The following is a 17,452-nucleotide window of genomic DNA, read 5'->3' on the forward strand; positions in this document are numbered from 1 at the left end:
GTTAACATTAAAATTTATAAACTAAGTTTAGTTTTGCTATACTTACGGTATAAAACCAAAACATGAAAAGATTAGTATTAGCGTTAACCATCCTGTGTACAGGGTTTCAACTCAAAGCACAACCAAAAAACATTAAACACATTATTCTTATAGGCTGTGACGGATTTGGCGCTTATGCCATTCCCGATGCAAAAATGCCTAACCTGAAACAACTAATGAATACCGGTTCATGGTCTTTAAAAGCGCGTTGTGTACTGCCATCATCAAGTGCAGTCAACTGGGCATCAATTTTAATGGGTGCCGGACCAACAGAACACGGCTATACAGAATGGGATAGTGCTGTTCCTGAAATCCCTTCAGTTGTCAAATCTCAGTACGGATTGTTTCCGGGAATTTTTACTTTAATTAAGGAGCAGAAACCCAAAGCGAAAACAGCTGTAATTTATAACTGGCAGGGTATCGCTCCGTTAATTGAAAAGGATGCAATAACTTTTGTAGTTCCATCACCAGTCAGTGATGATTTATGTGCAGATACTGCTGCTTCAATAATTATCAAAGAGAAACCTCTATTGACTTTTATACACTTTTCAGAGCCTGATGGAACAGGACATAATATTGGCCACCGTACGCCAGCTTATTATGCAGAACTGGAAAATGTAGATAAACGTATAGGAAAGATTGTCGATGCAGTAAAAAAAGCTGGTATAGCCAATGAAACTATAATTATTGTTTCTGCAGATCATGGCGGTACGGGTAAGGGACATGGTGGTAAATCACTTGATGAAGTTCAGATCCCCTGGATTGCAAATGGTACAGGAGTATCAAAAGGCCATGAAATTAAGAATGTGATCATTACTTACGACACTGCATCTACCCTGGCATGGCTATTAGGCTTGAAAGAACCACAAAGCTGGCGGGGAAAACCTGTTACTGAAGCGTTTAATAATCGATAACTCATAAAAATTTAACAATAATATAACACAAAAAGTTTTACTTATATTAAACAAAGTTCTATAATTGTAAACAGATAAAATTATAAGTAATGTCAATAAAATTAGTAGTATTTGATATGGCGGGTACAACCGTAAGTGATGAAAATTATGTAGTCATATCATTTCAGCAGGCAATGAAAAAGCATGGGTATGCAGTAGCTCTGGAAGATGTAAATCCCCTGATGGGATATGAAAAACCTCTTGCAATTAAGATGATGCTGGATAAATATGAAGCTGATGTTAAAAAAATCAACGAAGATTCTATCCATCAAATACATACCGATTTTGTAAACATAATGATCGATTTTTATACGCATTCTAATGATATTAAGCCTCTTCCAAATGTTGAAGACACGTTTAGTCAGCTTAGAAATATGGGTATAAAAATTGGTCTGGACACAGGATTCTCCAGAAACATTGCAGAACTGATCATCAGCCGTCTCGCCTGGGAAGACAAAATTGATGTGATGGTAGCGAGTGATGACGTAAAAAATGGCGTCCTTATCCAGACATGATCAATCAGATTAAAGCGAAGTTAAATATACTTCCAAATGATGAGGTTGTGAAAGTCGGAGACACAGAAGTTGATATCAATGAAGGAATAAATGCAGGCTGCAAATATGTAATCGGTGTAACCACAGGAGCATTCAAAAAACATGAACTGGAGCCATATCATCCAACTCATATCATTGACGATATTTCTGAACTTATAGCTATTATCAATTCATAATTGAGGCAGGATGAATAATGTTCAATATGATTTAATTGTTATTGGCGGAGGAATTTTAGGTACATTCCACGCCTATCATGCACTGTTAAGAGGAAAAAAGGTGCTTCAACTGGAAAAAGATAATTTTCCGGTTGGTGCAACCGTTAGAAACTTTGGTCAGGTCATCCCATCAGGCATGACAGGTGAATGGTTTAATTACGGACTGCGTTCTGTAGAAATCTATCAGGAAATACAACGTGAATACGATATTTCAGTCCGACAAAATCGTTCCGTATATATTGCTTCCGATCAGGATGAGCAGACGCTAATCCACGAATTAAAAGCTTACTATGATACCTTAGGCTATTCTCATAGTTTATTAAATAAAAAACAAGTACTGAGTAAGTATCCTTCAATAAAAGAGTCTTATGCTAAAGAAGCCTTGTTTTTTGATCAGGAAATAAGTGTTGAGCCAAACCTGATGATTCACCGGCTGCATGAATATATGAAGACGAAATTTGAACATTTTACTTTATTATATGATTCACCTGTCATTGATTGCTATTCTGCCTCTAATGACGTTGAAGTACGTTTAACCAATGGCGATAAATTCAAAGCTGCCAAAGTAGTATTATGTAATGGCTATGAGTTTAAGCTCTTATTTAAAGATCTTTTCAAAGAAAGCGGGCAGGTAATCAGTAAGCTTCAAATGATGCGCACTGCGCCAGTAAAAAATATAGCACTCGCTGGAAATATACTAACTGGCTTAACTATCCGCAGATATGAAGTTTTGAAGAAGAATATTGTCCTTCTTTTAAAACCACTTCCCTGCCAGCGCATTATGAAGAATTAAAATCATACGGTATTCACCTGCTTTTTAAAGTAGCGCCTGATGGAAGTGTGATCATTGGAGATTCGCATGAATATGCAGCTGCTCCTAATTTTGATGAGCTCGGTTTTAACCTGAATTTACACATTAATGAATTGATGTTAGCCGAAGCCAGCAGGATTGTAAATTTCGATGTACGACAAATTGCCACTACATGGGCTGGTTTCTATCCTCAGCACCCTGAAAAACATATTTTAGAATATGATATTGACGACCGTATTCATATACGTACCTGTATAGGCGGTAAAGGCATGACTGCAAGCGCCGGATACGCAGAACAAAGCATCAAACAGCTATTTGATTAAAAATATATCTGATCTACAAGTTCCATTTGAAATTCATATTGAATTCCGAATGGAATTTAACATAGTTTTAACGAGTAAACTCTGTCGAATTTCTTAATTTTTGAGCAATTGCCCCTATATGGAAGAGAACATTATACTTAAGATAAGTAACAGAATAAAAGAAATAAGAAGAGAAAGGAATACAACGGTACAGGAACTTGCTGATCTTGCGGGTGTAAGTAAAGGCTTGATTTCTCAAATTGAGAATAACCGGACTGTGCCTTCCTTAATGGTCCTTATAGATATAATAAGTGCTTTAGATGTTGATTTAAATCAGTTTTTCAAGGATATATCTGCCAGTGGTCAGCTCAGCCCTGTGATTGTAAAAAGAAAGAAAGAATATCAATCTTTCGAAAAAGAACAGGCACTGGGATTTTTATATCAGCGTATTTTCACAAAGACTTTTAAAAACTCAACCGTCGACATAGTTCTATTGGAACTTGAGCCAAATGCGACAAGACCCATGGTAGTTACCGAAGCCTTCGAGTATAAATATATTCTATCAGGAAAAGTCGATTATATTTTTGAAGATCAGACCTATAGTCTTTCTGATGGTGATTCTATGCTTTTTGATGGACGTTTACCACATACACCTAAAAATACGACGGATCAAAAGGCGATTATGCTGATCATCTATTTCTTTGAACAAAATGGGAATAGTTCCGGAAAATAAAACGACCTGTTTAAATTTATTTTACAAATCTAAACAGGCCATTTCAGGATTTAATTTATTCTTAGTGCCATTGCATTTCGCCAGTATTTACTTTTGCGCTTAACTCCAGAGCCATTAAAAATTTAGCATTAGGGTAGCGCTTTTTTAACGCTGCAATTAAACCTGCAGAAGTCTTTTCTTTCTTCAATTCCTGGTCGTAAACCTTAAGATATTCTTTAGTATATTTTACAGAAGTAAGATTCAGAGATGCACCTGCTGCTGCATGGGCCGGAACAACTACTTCTGGATTTAAAGAACTTATTTTATCCAGAACAGCTATCCAGTTGGCTCTTTTCTCCAGACTTGCGTCGTCAGCAAGCCATACATGGAAATTATCACCAAAAACGTTGATCCCTCCAACTACAGCTTTGATAGATGGAATCCATACAAATGATCTTTCCGGTGAAGCTTCTGTACTTAGTATTTCCAGTTTCTGACCTTCCAGCTCCAGACTGTTACCTTTCAGTACTTGTGGTAAAACTACATTTTTCGGTGCAGCACTTTTTAACTGCGGCCCCCAGACATCCAATTTACTTTGTGCAGTTGCTTTGATATGATCCACAGTTTGTGCAGTAGCATATACCGTTACCTCCGGATAATACTTTTTGATAACTTCCAAACCAAAATAAAAGTCAGGATCACCGTGACTGATATAAATCGATTTCAGGTTCTTACCCGTCTTTTTTAACTCAGCAACAACCTGCTCTGCATCGGGCAAGGTAAACTGCGCATCAATCAGAATGGCATCTGTTTGACCACTTACAATAACGGATGCTATTCCCAAACTAGTTTCAGGTGCATTGTATACTGTTAATTTTAATGGACTGGTTTCTACCTTTTTAATACTTTGCGCGCATCTGCATTCGAAACGAATGAACTAAGCGCCAATGCTAAAATAATGAAGTTTGTTTTCATAAAGAATATGTTATTTAATAGTTTTCGAATTTATTTCTTCAATCAGAAGATCAATGTTTTTGGTAATTTCTGCTAAAGAAGAGTAACCTTGTTCCAGCAAAGTCAGCTGATCCTGTTCTTCAAATAACAAAGTAGGATAAGAAGAGGCATATTGAATCGCATTAGAAAAAGCAATCTGAGTAGTCTCTTTCATCTTTTTACTACGAAAATTAATTAAGAACCCGGCCTCGTCAATTCCAAGTTGATTACAAATATTCAAATAGGTACCTTCCATATTCAGATCTTTGCCATCTCTATATCTTGCCTGCTGTACGGCTACCATAAATGGGATATTTTGAGCATTCCAGAATTGCTGGACCGTCATAATGGCTCTTGATGGTATTTCGCTATCCAGCTTAACTTCCTGCTGCTGGATAAATTGAAAATACGCTTCTCAAACAAACTCAGTTCCGGTAAGCTGAGCTATCCGTTCATCGTGTTTCTGAAAATAGCTGGCCATTTGGGGAGATTGCATTCTCACATTTGGTCCTGCCCACATACCGCCAGGCACTATAACAAAGTCAAGTATATCTTTATAGACTCCAAAAAGAGCCAGAGTATGGTTACTGTTACCGTAACACCAGCCGCAAAGCGGATCCATTACATAAATCAATTTCATTTATTTATTGTTTTTTCAGATGTAGCCTCTGAGGATTAGTGATTAGCAATATATTCGAATTTGCCATGAAGGAATTCTGTTTTTCTACCTGACGGACCAGTTGCATCTTTATAGGTCAGATAAGCAGTAACCTTCATATCCTGTGTATCGATTACCTGGCTTACAGTCAGCCCGCTATCCTCCATCCAGTTTAAAAAGTAGGAATGGTCGCTAACTTTTTGATAAAAAACATGTTCTGATTCTTCTGCAACAACTCCTTTAGCGTCCACCGTTTTCCAGTGTGAATAGTAAATCATTGAGATACGCCACTTCGGCCTGGAAGTTATCATATGTGATTTTGCCTGTCTTACCAATCAGGTCATGTTCTGAATTTCTTACAGAGAGGTCCGTTGAGTTTCCTGATGTAGTGCAAGCCGACACAGTTGCAATTACCAGAAATCCAAGAATTTTAGAGAGTGAAGAAAATTTAAAAGCCAACATAATTATTATGTATTAAAATTTGTTTATTAACACAAAATTATATCATCTCCACGAAGGAAAAGTTGAACTAGTTCAAAAAACAGGTTATCTAATTTTGGATACCTTTTTCCTGATTTTACTAAGGAACTCATGGGATATACCCAAATATGCCGCTACTTGCTGCTGGGAAAGTCTTTGCTCCAAATACGGATACTTGGTAATAAATTCCAGATATCGTTTATCCGCCGTTTTACTTAAAGAAGAAATCATTCTGCGCTGTAAAGCTGCATGTGTTTTTTGCGTCATCACCCTAAATAGCTTTTTTTCCACTTTGGGTAATGTTTCATACAGAATGTTTTTATAAGGATAAGTGATCATTAGAATTTCACTATCCTCGAGCGCTTCAATGTTTAATATGGATGGAGCCTGGTTTGTAAAACTATCAATATCTGTAATCCACCATCCCTCTACTGCAAAATATAACACCTTTTCAAAACCTGATTCATCCAGATAATAAACCCTCAGGCAACCTTTATTTACAAACCCTTCAAACTTACAAATCTCACCCTCACGCAATAGCATCTGCTTCTTTTGCACCTTCTGCAAATAAAATGGAGCAGAAAATTGTTCAAATTCCTCGTCAGTAAGATGAATATGTTTTGCTATGTTTTCACGGAGTAAAGTATACATATGGAGGTTAATGAATAAACAGAGAAATGTCGAATATGTCTAAAATAGGCAATATTTTCACAATGTCTTTTATGCCGTCATTTTGAAGCATTCTTTTACAAGATTACTTTTGTAACTTTACCATTGCAAATCTCTTAATAAGATAGAATTAATGCCACTCACAACACAAATGAAATTGAGTTTAACCACTGGTTTAACTAAACTATTCAATAACCGGTTATTTATTTTCAGTTTTTTCATCTTATTACCAGCTATTACGACCTATAGACAATATCATACTGGTGCATCCCATAATAATTATCTGATATTCATTTATACCTATTTTCATGCCAATGATCATTTGTCATTATTTGCCAGATATCCTGAATATGGAGATATGAATCACTATGGCCCGCTATTCGCGTTAATCATTGCTCCCTTTGCACAATTGCCAGAATTCATTGGAATGTTTTTCTGGGAACTTGCAAATAGTTTGTTTTTATACTACGCGATCAGAAGTTTACCATTGAAAGATGCTAAAGTGAATGCTGTTTACTGGATTATTGCACATGAATTGCTAACAGCATTGTTTGCCTGCCAAATTAACCCTTCCATCACAGCTATAATTGTTTTAAGCTATACTTTAATTGATAAAAAACAGAATTTCTGGGCCGCGTGCCTGATTATGCTGGGTACATTTATCAAGCTATATGGTATTGTCGGATTGGCTTTCTTCTTTTTTGTTAAAGAAAAACCAAAATTCATTGCCTACTGTATTTTCTGGGCCATTCTATTTTTTGCATTGCCGATGCTGTTTTATGGACATGAATATATCCTCTCACAATATAAAGAGTGGTATCTTTCTTTAAGTGCGAAACAGCTAGAAAATGCAACACTTGTTTCGTGGCAGGACATCTCTGTTATGGGGTTATTCAGAAGGATTAGTGGTAATGCTAGCCTGCCAAACCTACCTTTTTTAATTACCGGGCTTATACTTTTTTGCCTGCCGTACCTGAGGATCAAACAATATAAATCACAGGATTTCAGACTGATGTATTTGGCTTCGACCTTAATTTTCACAGTAATATTCAGTAATTCATCTGAATCACCTACCTATATACTAGCCTTTACAGGGGTTGCAATCTGGTTCGTTTTGCAGGAAAAACCAATACAACCATTAGTAATTGCCCTTTTTGTATTTGCTATCCTCCTCACCACATTAGCTCCTTCGGATTTCTATCCCCGGTATATCCGTGAGCATTACATTATGCGGTATTCTTTAAAAGCTCTTCCATGTGTGCTGATATGGCTATTTATTACTTATCAAATGATCTTTAAACAATTTGATCTAAAAACTACCTCAAACTAATGAAGAAACTGGTTTCAGTTGTGATTCCCGCCTTCAATGAGGCAGAGAATTTAACCGTCATTATTGACAGGTTAGAAAATGTTTTCAGTAAAACAGCATACAATGTAGAGTTTATATTGATTGACGACGGTAGTAAGGATAAAACACTGGCTATTCTTAAAACAATTGCCACAGTCAAATCAAACTTATTCTACATAGAGTTTTCAAGAAACTTTGGACATCAGCTTGCCCTGAAAGCAGGACTGGATAAAGCTAATGGAGATTGTGTTATTTCTTTGGATGCTGTGACCTTCAGCACCCGCCAGAATTAATTATCCAGATGCTCGAAAAATGGGAAGAAGGTAACGATGTGGTCTATACGCGACGATTAGAAGATAAAACCTTGCCCTACGGAAAAAGAAAGTCATCATTACTTTTTTACAAGCTGCTGAATGTCTTATCCAGTATTCACATTGAAGACGGAACAGCTGATTTCAGGCTCATGGATAAAAAGGTAATTGAGGTATTCAAAAACTTTGAAGAAAATGAGCCTTTTATAAGAGGGCTTATCCAATGGATGGGCTATCAGCAGGTCGCGATTGATTATATACCCGACAAACGACATGCAGGATCAAGTAAATATAATGTCCGCAAAATGATGCGTTTTGCCTTACAGGGTGTAACCTCTTTTAGTATTAAACCCCTTTATACAGCAGTTTACCTGGGGTTTTCTTTTTCAATGTTATCGATTTTATATGTTCCCTACGTTTTCTACTCCGTTTATAGAGGTATTGAAGTAGATGGATGGCATCTACAATCATGACAATTGTATTTTTTGGAGGTCTTCAGCTCATCATTATGGGCATCATAGGAATCTATATCGGAAAAATGTTCATGCAAACTAAGAACCGCCCGAACTACATTATTAAGTCTACAAATTTAATTCAGCCTATATAAGATATGGTATTACTCAGTTTTGATATTGAAGAGTTTGATATGGCTTTTGAATATGGGAAAAGCATAACTTTCGAAGATCAGATCAGTATTTCAACTGAAGGAACCCGGATCATACTGGATTTACTCTTAAAGAATAACCTTAAGGCAACTTTTTTCAGTACAGTTACTTTTGCTAAAAATGCCACGCATCTGATCAAACGTATCCTTGACGAAGGCCACGAATTAGCTTCACACGGAGTTTACCATTCTGACTTTAAAAAGGAACACCTTCTGGAATCCCGGCTTGCCTTAGAAGAACTCTCTGGTGTAAAAGTAGCAGGTTATAGAATGGCCAGAATGATGCCCGTTGGATGAACAGGAAATACAAAAAGCAGGATATTTATACAATAGTTCTATAAATCCAACCTGGTTGCCGGGAAGATATAATAACCGGCATATTTCCAGAACATATTTCCATCAAAGTGGTGTTTTGCAACTACCGGCATCTGTAAGCCCGATTTCACGCTTTCCACTCTTCTGGTTATCATTTCATAATCTTCCGCTTTGGTTCTACCAGCATCTTGCCAAAAGAACCTATCAGAAAGACAATTATATTAATATCTATTTCCATCCCTGGGAATTTACAGATCTTACAGATAAAGAGCGTTTCGGCTTCCCTGGTTATGTCAGTAAAAACAGTGGTAAAGATATGATCCGTCGGATGGATCAATTTATGGGATGGATTAATCAACAGGGTTATCCTTCTGGAACAATATCTCAGTTTACAAAGAATATTCCTGCAGAATAAATCAGAATTCAGATTTATCATAGCTGAACAAACAGCTAAATTAAGCTCTCTCCCGGAAAGTCACATAAGACTGGAAGAAATAGCTGAATGCTGACATTACTACGATTATAAAGGCTTGTGAAGGCGTTGCCCACAAGCCGAAATATCCTACCAGTAAATGCAGTAAACCATAATTCATCAATAGCGAACTTACTGTAACTACTCCATATAAGATCAGTTGCTGGATACCCCGTCCTTCCTGTTGAAAAACAAGATACTTATTCAATAAAAAGCCTACTGGAAAACTTACTGAAAGTGCCATTAAATCAGCAGCGATATAAGAGGTAATAGTTAAGCTTCCTACCTTTAAGTCTTGCCCTATCAGGATAAAATTATAACTCAGATAGAATATAGTCAGATTCAGCAACGCATTACTTCCTCCTGTCATACCATATCTGAATGTCTTTATAGGGATAAATCTGGAAAAAGGTGGGTAAAAGAAATCTATTAACTTAATGAGCGGATTCTTGAGCAAGTTTTATAAATTATGTTAATACAAATAGTAAAAGTTTAGTTAACAAAATAAGACACTTTTAAACACCATACTATAACTGAACGGATATTCCGTAAAAAAGGTTATAAACCAAAAAAGGGAGCCAGGCTCCCAATAACGTACAAACAAAAAAGGTTGTAAACAAGAAAAGCCTGTAGTTTCCTACAGGCTTTCTTTAAGATTTGGCACCGACCTACTCTCCCACGTGTTACCGCAGTACCATCGGCTCTGGTGGGCTTAACTTCTCTGTTCGGAATGGGAAGAGGTGGACACCACCGATATAGGCACCTAAATGTCTTTATCCAGCTTTTGTTATTATTACTCGATTGATATTTTTTTATAGTTTGTCCTTTTCAGTTCCGGTTTTTACATTGCTGCATTATACCTTTCCATCTTTGGAATCAAACGATGACATATTATTGAAAGAAGTTAGTTATGAAGAACAAACAACAGTTTATTGCTCTTGAAAGCTTCGGATGATTAGTATTACTCGACTATGCTGTCACCAGCTTTACATCTATAACCTATCAACGTAGTAGTAGTCTGCTACGGTCCTATATGGAATTCTCATCTCGTGGCTAGTTTCGCACTTAGATGCTTTCAGCGCTTATCTATTCCCAACGTAGCTACTCTGCAATGCCCCTGGCGGAACAACAGATTCACTAGAGGTTAGTCCAACCCGGTCCTCTCGTACTAAGGTCAGCCCCACTCAAAATTCCTACGCCCACAACAGATAGGGACCGAACTGTCTCGCGACGTTCTGAACCCAGCTCGCGTGCCACTTTAATCGGCGAACAGCCGAACCCTTGGGACCTTCTCCAGCCCCAGGATGTGACGAGCCGACATCGAGGTGCCAAACCTCCCCGTCGATATGAGCTCTTGGGGGAGATCAGCCTGTTATCCCCAGCGTACCTTTTATCCTTTGAGCGATGGCCCTTCCATGCAGAACCACCGGATCACTATATCCGTCTTTCGACCCTGCTCGGCTTGTCTGCCTCACAGTCAAGCAAGCTTATGCTATTGCACTCCTCACGGTTACCAAGCGTATTGAGCTTACCTTTGAAAGCCTCCGTTACCTTTTTGGAGGCGACCACCCCAGTCAAACTACCCATCAAACAATGTCCCCCCCTGAAGGGGTTAGACACCGAATACAAAAAGGGTGGTATTTCAACGTTGACTCCACAACACCTAGCGATGCCACTTCATAGTCTCCCACCTATCCTACACATCTTGTATCCAATGTCAATGTTAAATTGTAGTGAAGGTGCATGGGGTCTTTCCGTCCCGTTGCGGGTACCCGGCGTCTTCACCGGGACCACAATTTCACCGAGCTCATGGCTGAGACAGCGCCCAGATCGTTACACCATTCGTGCAGGTCGGAACTTACCCGACAAGGAATTTCGCTACCTTAGGACCGTTATAGTTACGGCCGCCGTTTACTGGGGCTTCGATTCAATGCTTCTCCTTTAACAGATGACATCCCCTCTTAACCTTCCAGCACCGGGCAGGTGTCAGGTTATACTTATACTTCTTCGATTTTGCAAAGCCATGTTTTTTTGTTAAACAGTCGCCTGGGCCTTTTCACTGCGGCTGACATTGCTGTCAGCGCCCCTTCTCCCGAAGTTACAGGGCCATTTTGCCGAGTTCCTTAGCCATGATTCACTCGAGCACCTTAGAATTCTCTTCCCGGATACCTGTGTCGGTTTGCGGTACGGGTTTTTATAACCTGAAGCTTAGCGGTTTTTCTTGGAAGTCTGATTACCTGCGCTATCCACTTACCCGAAGGCTTGCGGTACTATCGACTTTTAGCTAGAGTGGCGGATTTGCCTACCTCTCCAATACCTACAGTCTTTAACGATCTATTCCGTCAGATCGCGGCAGTGTCACTACTCCGTCCCCACATCGCAGTTATAAAAAGTACTGGAATATTAACCAGTTGTCCATCGAATTTCCCCTTCGGGTTCTCCTTAGGCCCCGACTAACCCTGATCCGATTAGCGTTGATCAGGAAACCTTATCCTTTCGGTGGGCAGGTTTCTCGCCTGCCTTATCGTTACTTATGCCTACATTTGCTTTTCCAGAAGCTCCACCACAACTTACGTCATAACTTCGCTGCCGCTGGAATGCTCCCCTACCGTAATAAATTCATATTACCCATAGCTTCGGTGTACTACTTTATGCCCGTTTATTATCCATGCACGATCGCTCGACTAGTGAGCTGTTACGCACTCTTTAAATGAATGGCTGCTTCCAAGCCAACATCCTAGCTGTCTAGGCAATCGCACCTCGTTAGTTCAACTTAGTAGTAACTTGGGGACCTTAGCTGATGGTCTGGGTTCTTTCCCTCTCGGCCCGTGACCTTAGCACCCCGGGCCTCACTGCAGTGTATATTTAATAGCATTCGGAGTTTGTCTGGATTTGGTAGGATTTGACTCCCCCGCACCCAATCAGTAGCTCTACCTCTATTAAACTTTACCACCACGCTGTTCCTAAAAACATTTCGGGGAGTACGAGCTATTTCCCAGTTTGATAGCCTTTCACCCCTACCCACAGATCATCCGGAAACTTTTCAACGTTTATCGGTTCGGTCCTCCAGTACGTGTTACCGCACCTTCAACCTGTCCATGGGTAGATCACAAGGTTTCGCGTCTACCTCCCCTGACTATACGCCCTATTCAGACTCGCTTTCGCTTCGGCTGCGTGTCTTAAACACTTAACCTTGCCAGAGAAGAGTAACTCGTAGGCTCATTATGCAAAAGGCACGCCGTCACGCCACCTGGACGCTCCGACCGCTTGTAAGTACACAGTTTCAGGTTCTATTTCACTCCCCTGTTCGGGGTTCTTTTCACCTTTCCCTCACGGTACTGGTTCACTATCGGTCTCTCAGGAGTATTTAGCCTTACCGGATGGTGCCGGCAGATTCCCACAAGGCGTCTCCGACCTCGCGGTACTCAGGATACTACTAGACTAATGTTACTTACGTGTACGCGGCTCTCACGCTATCTTGCCAGGCTTCCCATCCTGTTCCACTTCATTTCATTAATGCCATATTGTAGTCCTACAACCCCAGCTATGCCGTAACATAACTGGTTTGGGCTCTTTCCCGTTCGCTCGCCACTACTTAGGAAATCATTATTATTTTCTCTTCCTCTGCTTACTTAGATGTTTCAGTTCGGCAGGTTTGCGCATCGTAATGCGACTAGTCTTCAACTAGCCAGGTTTCCCCATTCGGAAATCTCCGGATTAATTCATATTTGCTAATCCCCGGAGCTTATCGCAGCTTATCACGTCCTTCATCGCCTCTGAGAGCCAAGGCATCCCCTGTGTACTCTTTCTTACTTTCTTCTCTCCATAGCCTTTTGCGCCTATGGAAATGCTTTTTTTGATTGTTATTAACCCTTTCGTTAGTTCATATGCAAGCACATTCACTTCCTCAAAGCTAACAACGTCTCTATTGTTGTTTGCTCTTCTTTATTAACTTCTTCCAATATGTCAAAGAACTTTATTGTCCCAGATACCCAGTATTGCTACTTCGTACCCTATTTCTCGTGTCTTTTATCTTAAACACGGGCCAATTGTGGAGAATAACGGAGTCGAACCGTTGACCTCCTGCGTGCAAGGCAGGCGCTCTAGCCAGCTGAGCTAATCCCCCTTAGAATATATAATGTAGTCCCGAGCAGATTTGAACTGCTGACCCCTACATTATCAGTGTAGTGCTCTAACCAACTGAGCTACGGGACTAAATTGTCTTAACTTTCAGTAGGTGAACAACACTAATTTTGATGTTTCATCCTATGGGTTTTCTTTTGAGATTTTATTGTCATTTACTATATATACTAAAAACACCTCTCTTTCGAGTCCTTGTTAGTATATCATTTACGCAGCGAGTAATCTACCTTTCTCCAGAAAGGAGGTATTCCAGCCGCACCTTCCGGTACGGCTACCTTGTTACGACTTAGCCCCAGTTATCGGTTTTACCCTAGGACGCTCCTTGCGGTTACATACTTTAGGTACCCCCAACTTCCATGGCGACGGGCGGTGTGTACAAGGCCCGGGAACGTATTCACCGTATCATTGCTGATATACGATTACTAGCGAATCCAACTTCAAGAGGTCGAGTTGCAGACCTCTATCCGAACTGTGAATGGCTTTTGGAGATTTGCTTGCTGTTACCAGCTTGCTGCCCTCTGTACCATCCATTGTAGCACGTGTGTAGCCCCGGACGTAAGGGCCATGATGACTTGACGTCGTCCCCTCCTTCCTCTCTGTTTGCACAGGCAGTCTGTTTAGAGTCCCCACCTTAACGTGCTGGCAACTAAACATAGGGGTTGCGCTCGTTGCGGGACTTAACCCAACACCTCACGGCACGAGCTGACGACAGCCATGCAGCACCTAGTTTCGTGTCCTTGCGGACTCATCTATCTCTAAATGATTCACTAACTTTCAAGCCCGGGTAAGGTTCCTCGCGTATCATCGAATTAAACCACATGCTCCTCCGCTTGTGCGGGCCCCCGTCAATTCCTTTGAGTTTCAATCTTGCGACCGTACTCCCCAGGTGGAATACTTAACGCTTTCGCTTAGCCGCTAACTGTGTATCGCTAACAGCGAGTATTCATCGTTTAGGGCGTGGACTACCAGGGTATCTAATCCTGTTTGATCCCCACGCTTTCGTGCCTCAGCGTCAATAAAATCATAGTAAGCTGCCTTCGCAATCGGTGTTCTGTGACATATCTATGCATTTCACCGCTACTTGTCACATTCCGCCTACCTCTAATTCATTCAAGCTCTTCAGTATCAAGGGCACTGCGATGGTTGAGCCACCGTCTTTCACCCCTGACTTAAAAAGCCGCCTACGCACCCTTTAAACCCAATAAATCCGGATAACGCTTGGATCCTCCGTATTACCGCGGCTGCTGGCACGGAGTTAGCCGATCCTTATTCCTTCGGTACATTCAGCTACTTACACGTAAGTAGGTTTATTCCCGAATAAAAGCAGTTTACGACCCAGAGGGCTGTCTTCCTGCACGCGGCATGGCTGGCTGGTTCAGAGTTGCCTCCATTGACCAATATTCCTTACTGCTGCCTCCCGTAGGAGTCTGGTCCGTGTCTCAGTACCAGTGTGGGGGGTCATCCTCTCAGATCCCCTAGACATCGTGGTCTTGGTGGGCCGTTACCCCGCCAACTAACTAATGTCACGCATGCCCATCTTAATCCTATAAATATTTGATCATTGTACAATGCTGTACTGTGATTTTATGCGGTGTTAATCCGAATTTCTTCGGGCTATCCCCCTGATTAAGGTAGGTTGCATACGCGTTACGCACCCGTGCGCCACTTTCCTCCTTAGCAAGCTAAAGAGTATCGTTCGACTTGCATGTATTAGGCCTGCCGCTAGCGTTCATCCTGAGCCAGGATCAAACTCTCCATTGTAAAAAATGTTGTTGTTTGAACACTGACCATTCTTAACTTGTATTAATAATAGTCTTATTCTTATTTGTCTGTCAGAATAGACTTAAAAAACTCGCGCGGTTCATGTACTTTGAACTTGTACGTGTTTACCTCGCTACGTTTGTAAATGACATCTCTTTAATGAACTTATCGACTTAACCTCACGGCAGTCTATATATTTTTCAATGGTTACTCTCTATTATTCAGGTCTTAATGTTCCTGATTATTTTCCAGCTCTCATCGTTTCAATCTTGTTATTGTTGCCCTATCAACATCCGTTGTAAAGCTTCCCGTTTTTGTTGGGACTGCAAAGGTAGAAATCTTTTTCGTTTTGGCAAGCTTTTTATTTTTTATTTTTAGAAGTTTTTTTTTTATCCCTTCCTAAAATGCTTACTAACACTCCTACTTTACATCCTTTCAATCTTCCTTTTCACTCTTTCCCTTCCTCCGAAGCGGGATGCAAATGTAGGAAAATTATGCCACCCACCAAACAATAACACACTATTACTTGTATACAATCCATAACTCCATGGTTTACAACACTAAAAACTTTAAAATAAATAATCAGGACGATAGATTCAACAGCTTTTTAGCCTTTAGCCCCCCACTAAAATGCATTCCCTCTGCCAACACTAAATACATGAATTATGCCCATTCCCTGCATAAAACCATGTTTTTACGCGAAGTTATCCATAAAGCATCCAGCATAAAAAAACAAAAAGTAATAAAAGATATCGTAGGAATAAGTTGATAAAGTATAAAACTTATTAAAAGGCTCGATCAAATCACCCATATTATTAAAAAACAATCTGGTATCAATAATAATGATCGAATGGTAGATTATTCAGGAAGTGTTTTAAGCAACCCTTTAGCCGGAACGGATGTAGGATTACCATTCTTATCACCGACAACGAGATTTTCATTATTTAAGGCGGCTTCCTCAACCAAGTTGCGCAAGGCCTTTTTAAGTCCAATCATTACCTTATCGGTAAACGTGCCACCCTGATCAGGTCTTTCCATAATTTTGCTGTTTAATGATGGTATACCAAAGCTCGCTATTAAAAATTGTTTTTCCAAAGCCATCATACTTTGCAATTACTTCAGGTGCCAGGTGCCAGGTCCATATTATTGACAAGCGTCCATTCGTCACATACCGGCATATAGAGATTGTATAAATTATAAATACCTCTGTAATATCTCCGTTCTATGACATCCGCAGGAATATGATGACCTCCATTACTCACTCGTTTCGCCACACGCTCTACAGTTAAATTTGGAAAGCTTAACCAAAAATATAACAGACTGACCTGGTAACCCATCAGCTGAGCCTGCTTAGCCATGGAAACATAGCTTTTACTAGCTAATGTCGTTTCAAAAGCAAAATCAACCTGGGCAGTCATCAATTCACGAATACGGTTAAGCATAATCCTACCTGATTCAAAAGCAACACTTTCAGGATTAAATGGAGATAATCCAGCGGCGATATTATCCGCATTGACAAACTCCCTGCAATTTAGAATCTCAGGTAAAATCGTATAACTGGCCGTTGTCTTTCCTGCGCCATTACAACCGGATACGATATATAGATTAGGCAAAAGATCTCCCCATCGAGAATACTTTTTGTATACTGCTTAATAAATAAAAAATTGATTGTTTCATTAAAGCTAAAGATAGAAATTATTATTCTCAAAGCTCAGCGTCGCTGTTTCTGATTTTAGTAAAGATATACATCAGAAATCCCCAGTCTATAGTTATAGACGTTATTATTTAAATAAGATGTTATAAAGCAGCAGCGTATTAAAAAAGGCTTTAAACAAGAAAAGCCTGTAGTTTCCTACAGGCTTTCTTTAAGATTTGGCACCGACCTACTCTCCCACGTGTTACCGCAGTACCATCGGCTCTGGTGGGCTTAACTTCTCTGTTCGGAATGGGAAGAGGTGGACACCACCGATATAGGCACCTAAATGTCTTTATCCAGCTTTTGTTATTATTACTCGATTGATATTTTTTTATAGTTTGTCCTTTTCAGTTCCG

General features: G+C 40.0%; 20 protein-coding genes, 2 tRNA genes and 4 rRNA genes. 11 read left to right on the plus strand and 15 right to left on the minus strand.

Annotation, left to right across the window (positions count from 1 at the left end; translation table 11 throughout):
* The first annotated feature begins 62 nt into the window (after positions 1-62).
* From ACWYN3_RS23115 to ACWYN3_RS23140, 6 genes are all read left to right on the plus strand, one after another.
* Positions 63-953: an alkaline phosphatase gene (locus ACWYN3_RS23115; RefSeq protein WP_456216522.1), complete on the plus strand. Its 891-nt coding sequence runs from the start codon at positions 63-65 to the stop codon at positions 951-953.
* An 89-nt stretch (positions 954-1,042) separates the two neighbouring features.
* Positions 1,043-1,507 carry an HAD hydrolase-like protein gene (locus tag ACWYN3_RS23120; RefSeq protein ID WP_456216523.1) on the plus strand — a complete coding sequence of 155 codons (465 nt, stop codon included), beginning with the start codon at positions 1,043-1,045 and terminating at the stop codon, positions 1,505-1,507.
* On the plus strand, positions 1,504-1,722 hold the full coding sequence (locus ACWYN3_RS23125; RefSeq protein WP_456216524.1) for an HAD family hydrolase: 219 nt from the start codon (positions 1,504-1,506) through the stop codon (positions 1,720-1,722). The genes ACWYN3_RS23120 and ACWYN3_RS23125 overlap by 4 nt, the downstream gene beginning before the upstream one ends.
* Positions 1,723-1,732: 10 nt before the next feature.
* Positions 1,733-2,554, plus strand: coding sequence for an FAD-dependent oxidoreductase (locus tag ACWYN3_RS23130; RefSeq protein WP_456216525.1), 822 nt, complete (start codon positions 1,733-1,735; stop codon positions 2,552-2,554).
* 47 nt (positions 2,555-2,601) lie between these two features.
* A complete protein-coding gene (locus ACWYN3_RS23135) occupies positions 2,602-2,895 on the plus strand; it encodes a hypothetical protein (RefSeq protein WP_456216526.1) in 294 nt (97 codons plus the stop codon).
* Positions 2,896-3,013: 118 nt separating this feature from the next.
* On the plus strand, positions 3,014-3,607 hold the full coding sequence (locus ACWYN3_RS23140; protein ID WP_456216527.1) for a helix-turn-helix domain-containing protein: 594 nt from the start codon (positions 3,014-3,016) through the stop codon (positions 3,605-3,607).
* A 61-nt stretch (positions 3,608-3,668) separates the two neighbouring features.
* Here ACWYN3_RS23140 and ACWYN3_RS23145 read toward each other — a convergent pair whose 3' ends face one another.
* The 6 genes from ACWYN3_RS23145 to ACWYN3_RS23170 all read right to left on the minus strand — a co-directional run bounded on the left by ACWYN3_RS23145 (position 3,669) and on the right by ACWYN3_RS23170 (position 6,368).
* A complete protein-coding gene (locus ACWYN3_RS23145) occupies positions 3,669-4,430 on the minus strand; it encodes a hypothetical protein (protein ID WP_456216528.1) in 762 nt (253 codons plus the stop codon).
* A gap of 141 nt (positions 4,431-4,571) precedes the next feature.
* Complete coding sequence (locus ACWYN3_RS23150) at positions 4,572-4,925, minus strand: hypothetical protein (RefSeq protein ID WP_456216529.1); 354 nt, start codon at positions 4,923-4,925, stop codon at positions 4,572-4,574.
* Between the two features lie 69 nt (positions 4,926-4,994).
* Entirely contained in the window at positions 4,995-5,219 is a 225-nt protein-coding gene (locus ACWYN3_RS23155) for a hypothetical protein (RefSeq protein ID WP_456216530.1), read from the minus strand.
* 35 nt (positions 5,220-5,254) lie between these two features.
* Entirely contained in the window at positions 5,255-5,515 is a 261-nt protein-coding gene (locus tag ACWYN3_RS23160; protein ID WP_456216531.1) for a MoaF-related domain-containing protein, read from the minus strand.
* Complete coding sequence (locus tag ACWYN3_RS23165; protein ID WP_456216532.1) at positions 5,478-5,699, minus strand: hypothetical protein; 222 nt, start codon at positions 5,697-5,699, stop codon at positions 5,478-5,480. The genes ACWYN3_RS23160 and ACWYN3_RS23165 overlap by 38 nt, the downstream gene beginning before the upstream one ends.
* Before the next feature lie 84 nt (positions 5,700-5,783).
* Complete coding sequence (locus tag ACWYN3_RS23170; RefSeq protein WP_456216533.1) at positions 5,784-6,368, minus strand: Crp/Fnr family transcriptional regulator; 585 nt, start codon at positions 6,366-6,368, stop codon at positions 5,784-5,786.
* 151 nt (positions 6,369-6,519) lie between these two features.
* Here ACWYN3_RS23170 and ACWYN3_RS23175 point away from each other — a divergent pair, with 151 nt between their 5' ends.
* From ACWYN3_RS23175 to ACWYN3_RS23195, 5 genes are all read left to right on the plus strand, one after another.
* Entirely contained in the window at positions 6,520-7,716 is a 1,197-nt protein-coding gene (locus ACWYN3_RS23175; protein ID WP_456216534.1) for a glycosyltransferase family 87 protein, read from the plus strand.
* Entirely contained in the window at positions 7,716-8,027 is a 312-nt protein-coding gene (locus ACWYN3_RS23180; RefSeq protein ID WP_456216535.1) for a glycosyltransferase, read from the plus strand. The genes ACWYN3_RS23175 and ACWYN3_RS23180 overlap by 1 nt, the downstream gene beginning before the upstream one ends.
* 8 nt (positions 8,028-8,035) lie before the next feature.
* Complete coding sequence (locus ACWYN3_RS23185) at positions 8,036-8,518, plus strand: hypothetical protein (RefSeq protein ID WP_456216536.1); 483 nt, start codon at positions 8,036-8,038, stop codon at positions 8,516-8,518.
* 137 nt (positions 8,519-8,655) lie between these two features.
* Positions 8,656-9,006, plus strand: a complete 351-nt coding sequence (locus tag ACWYN3_RS23190) for a polysaccharide deacetylase family protein (protein ID WP_456216537.1) — start codon at positions 8,656-8,658, stop codon at positions 9,004-9,006.
* The gene (locus tag ACWYN3_RS23195; protein ID WP_456216538.1) at positions 8,999-9,439 is read left to right on the plus strand and encodes a hypothetical protein; all 441 of its coding nucleotides are present in this window, start codon (positions 8,999-9,001) and stop codon (positions 9,437-9,439) included. Before ACWYN3_RS23190 ends, ACWYN3_RS23195 begins: the two co-directional genes overlap by 8 nt.
* Positions 9,440-9,479: 40 nt before the next feature.
* Here the strand turns inward: ACWYN3_RS23195 and ACWYN3_RS23200 are convergent, their stop codons facing one another.
* From ACWYN3_RS23200 to rrf (ACWYN3_RS23240), 9 genes are all read right to left on the minus strand, one after another.
* Entirely contained in the window at positions 9,480-9,866 is a 387-nt protein-coding gene (locus ACWYN3_RS23200) for a GtrA family protein (protein ID WP_456216539.1), read from the minus strand.
* Between the two features lie 285 nt (positions 9,867-10,151).
* Positions 10,152-10,263: ribosomal RNA gene (rrf, locus tag ACWYN3_RS23205) — 5S ribosomal RNA — on the minus strand.
* Positions 10,264-10,432: 169 nt separating this feature from the next.
* A 23S ribosomal RNA gene (locus tag ACWYN3_RS23210) occupies positions 10,433-13,315 on the minus strand.
* 233 nt (positions 13,316-13,548) lie between these two features.
* Positions 13,549-13,622: transfer RNA gene (locus tag ACWYN3_RS23215), tRNA-Ala, on the minus strand.
* A 15-nt stretch (positions 13,623-13,637) separates the two neighbouring features.
* Positions 13,638-13,711: transfer RNA gene (locus ACWYN3_RS23220), tRNA-Ile, on the minus strand.
* Between the two features lie 165 nt (positions 13,712-13,876).
* Positions 13,877-15,400: ribosomal RNA gene (locus ACWYN3_RS23225) — 16S ribosomal RNA — on the minus strand.
* Positions 15,401-16,258: 858 nt separating this feature from the next.
* Positions 16,259-16,504, minus strand: coding sequence for a hypothetical protein (locus ACWYN3_RS23230; RefSeq protein ID WP_456216540.1), 246 nt, complete (start codon positions 16,502-16,504; stop codon positions 16,259-16,261).
* Between the two features lie 14 nt (positions 16,505-16,518).
* Complete coding sequence (locus tag ACWYN3_RS23235) at positions 16,519-17,013, minus strand: zeta toxin family protein (RefSeq protein WP_456216541.1); 495 nt, start codon at positions 17,011-17,013, stop codon at positions 16,519-16,521.
* 257 nt (positions 17,014-17,270) lie between these two features.
* Positions 17,271-17,382, minus strand: a 5S ribosomal RNA gene (gene rrf, locus ACWYN3_RS23240).
* The 16S, 23S and 5S rRNA genes sit together here with 2 tRNA genes alongside, the layout of an rRNA operon.
* Positions 17,383-17,452 lie beyond the last annotated feature (70 nt).

This window comes from Pedobacter sp. NJ-S-72 (assembly GCF_053890575.1).

What these genes read in the sequence shown, in the direction of transcription:
- ACWYN3_RS23115 (WP_456216522.1), top strand. Translation starts at nt 63, where the DNA reads ATGAAAAGATTAGTATTAGCGTTAACCATCCTGTGTACAGGGTTTCAA.
- ACWYN3_RS23120 (WP_456216523.1), top strand. Translation starts at nt 1,043, where the DNA reads ATGTCAATAAAATTAGTAGTATTTGATATGGCGGGTACAACCGTAAGT.
- ACWYN3_RS23125 (WP_456216524.1), top strand. Translation starts at nt 1,504, where the DNA reads ATGATCAATCAGATTAAAGCGAAGTTAAATATACTTCCAAATGATGAG.
- ACWYN3_RS23130 (WP_456216525.1), top strand. Translation starts at nt 1,733, where the DNA reads ATGAATAATGTTCAATATGATTTAATTGTTATTGGCGGAGGAATTTTA.
- ACWYN3_RS23140 (WP_456216527.1), top strand. Translation starts at nt 3,014, where the DNA reads ATGGAAGAGAACATTATACTTAAGATAAGTAACAGAATAAAAGAAATA.
- ACWYN3_RS23150 (WP_456216529.1), bottom strand. Translation starts at nt 4,925, where the DNA reads ATGACGGTCCAGCAATTCTGGAATGCTCAAAATATCCCATTTATGGTA.
- ACWYN3_RS23155 (WP_456216530.1), bottom strand. Translation starts at nt 5,219, where the DNA reads ATGAAATTGATTTATGTAATGGATCCGCTTTGCGGCTGGTGTTACGGT.
- ACWYN3_RS23160 (WP_456216531.1), bottom strand. Translation starts at nt 5,515, where the DNA reads ATGATTTACTATTCACACTGGAAAACGGTGGACGCTAAAGGAGTTGTT.
- ACWYN3_RS23165 (WP_456216532.1), bottom strand. Translation starts at nt 5,699, where the DNA reads ATGTTGGCTTTTAAATTTTCTTCACTCTCTAAAATTCTTGGATTTCTG.
- ACWYN3_RS23170 (WP_456216533.1), bottom strand. Translation starts at nt 6,368, where the DNA reads ATGTATACTTTACTCCGTGAAAACATAGCAAAACATATTCATCTTACT.
- ACWYN3_RS23175 (WP_456216534.1), top strand. Translation starts at nt 6,520, where the DNA reads ATGCCACTCACAACACAAATGAAATTGAGTTTAACCACTGGTTTAACT.
- ACWYN3_RS23180 (WP_456216535.1), top strand. Translation starts at nt 7,716, where the DNA reads ATGAAGAAACTGGTTTCAGTTGTGATTCCCGCCTTCAATGAGGCAGAG.
- ACWYN3_RS23185 (WP_456216536.1), top strand. Translation starts at nt 8,036, where the DNA reads ATGCTCGAAAAATGGGAAGAAGGTAACGATGTGGTCTATACGCGACGA.
- ACWYN3_RS23190 (WP_456216537.1), top strand. Translation starts at nt 8,656, where the DNA reads ATGGTATTACTCAGTTTTGATATTGAAGAGTTTGATATGGCTTTTGAA.
- ACWYN3_RS23200 (WP_456216539.1), bottom strand. Translation starts at nt 9,866, where the DNA reads ATGACAGGAGGAAGTAATGCGTTGCTGAATCTGACTATATTCTATCTG.
- ACWYN3_RS23230 (WP_456216540.1), bottom strand. Translation starts at nt 16,504, where the DNA reads ATGATGGCTTTGGAAAAACAATTTTTAATAGCGAGCTTTGGTATACCA.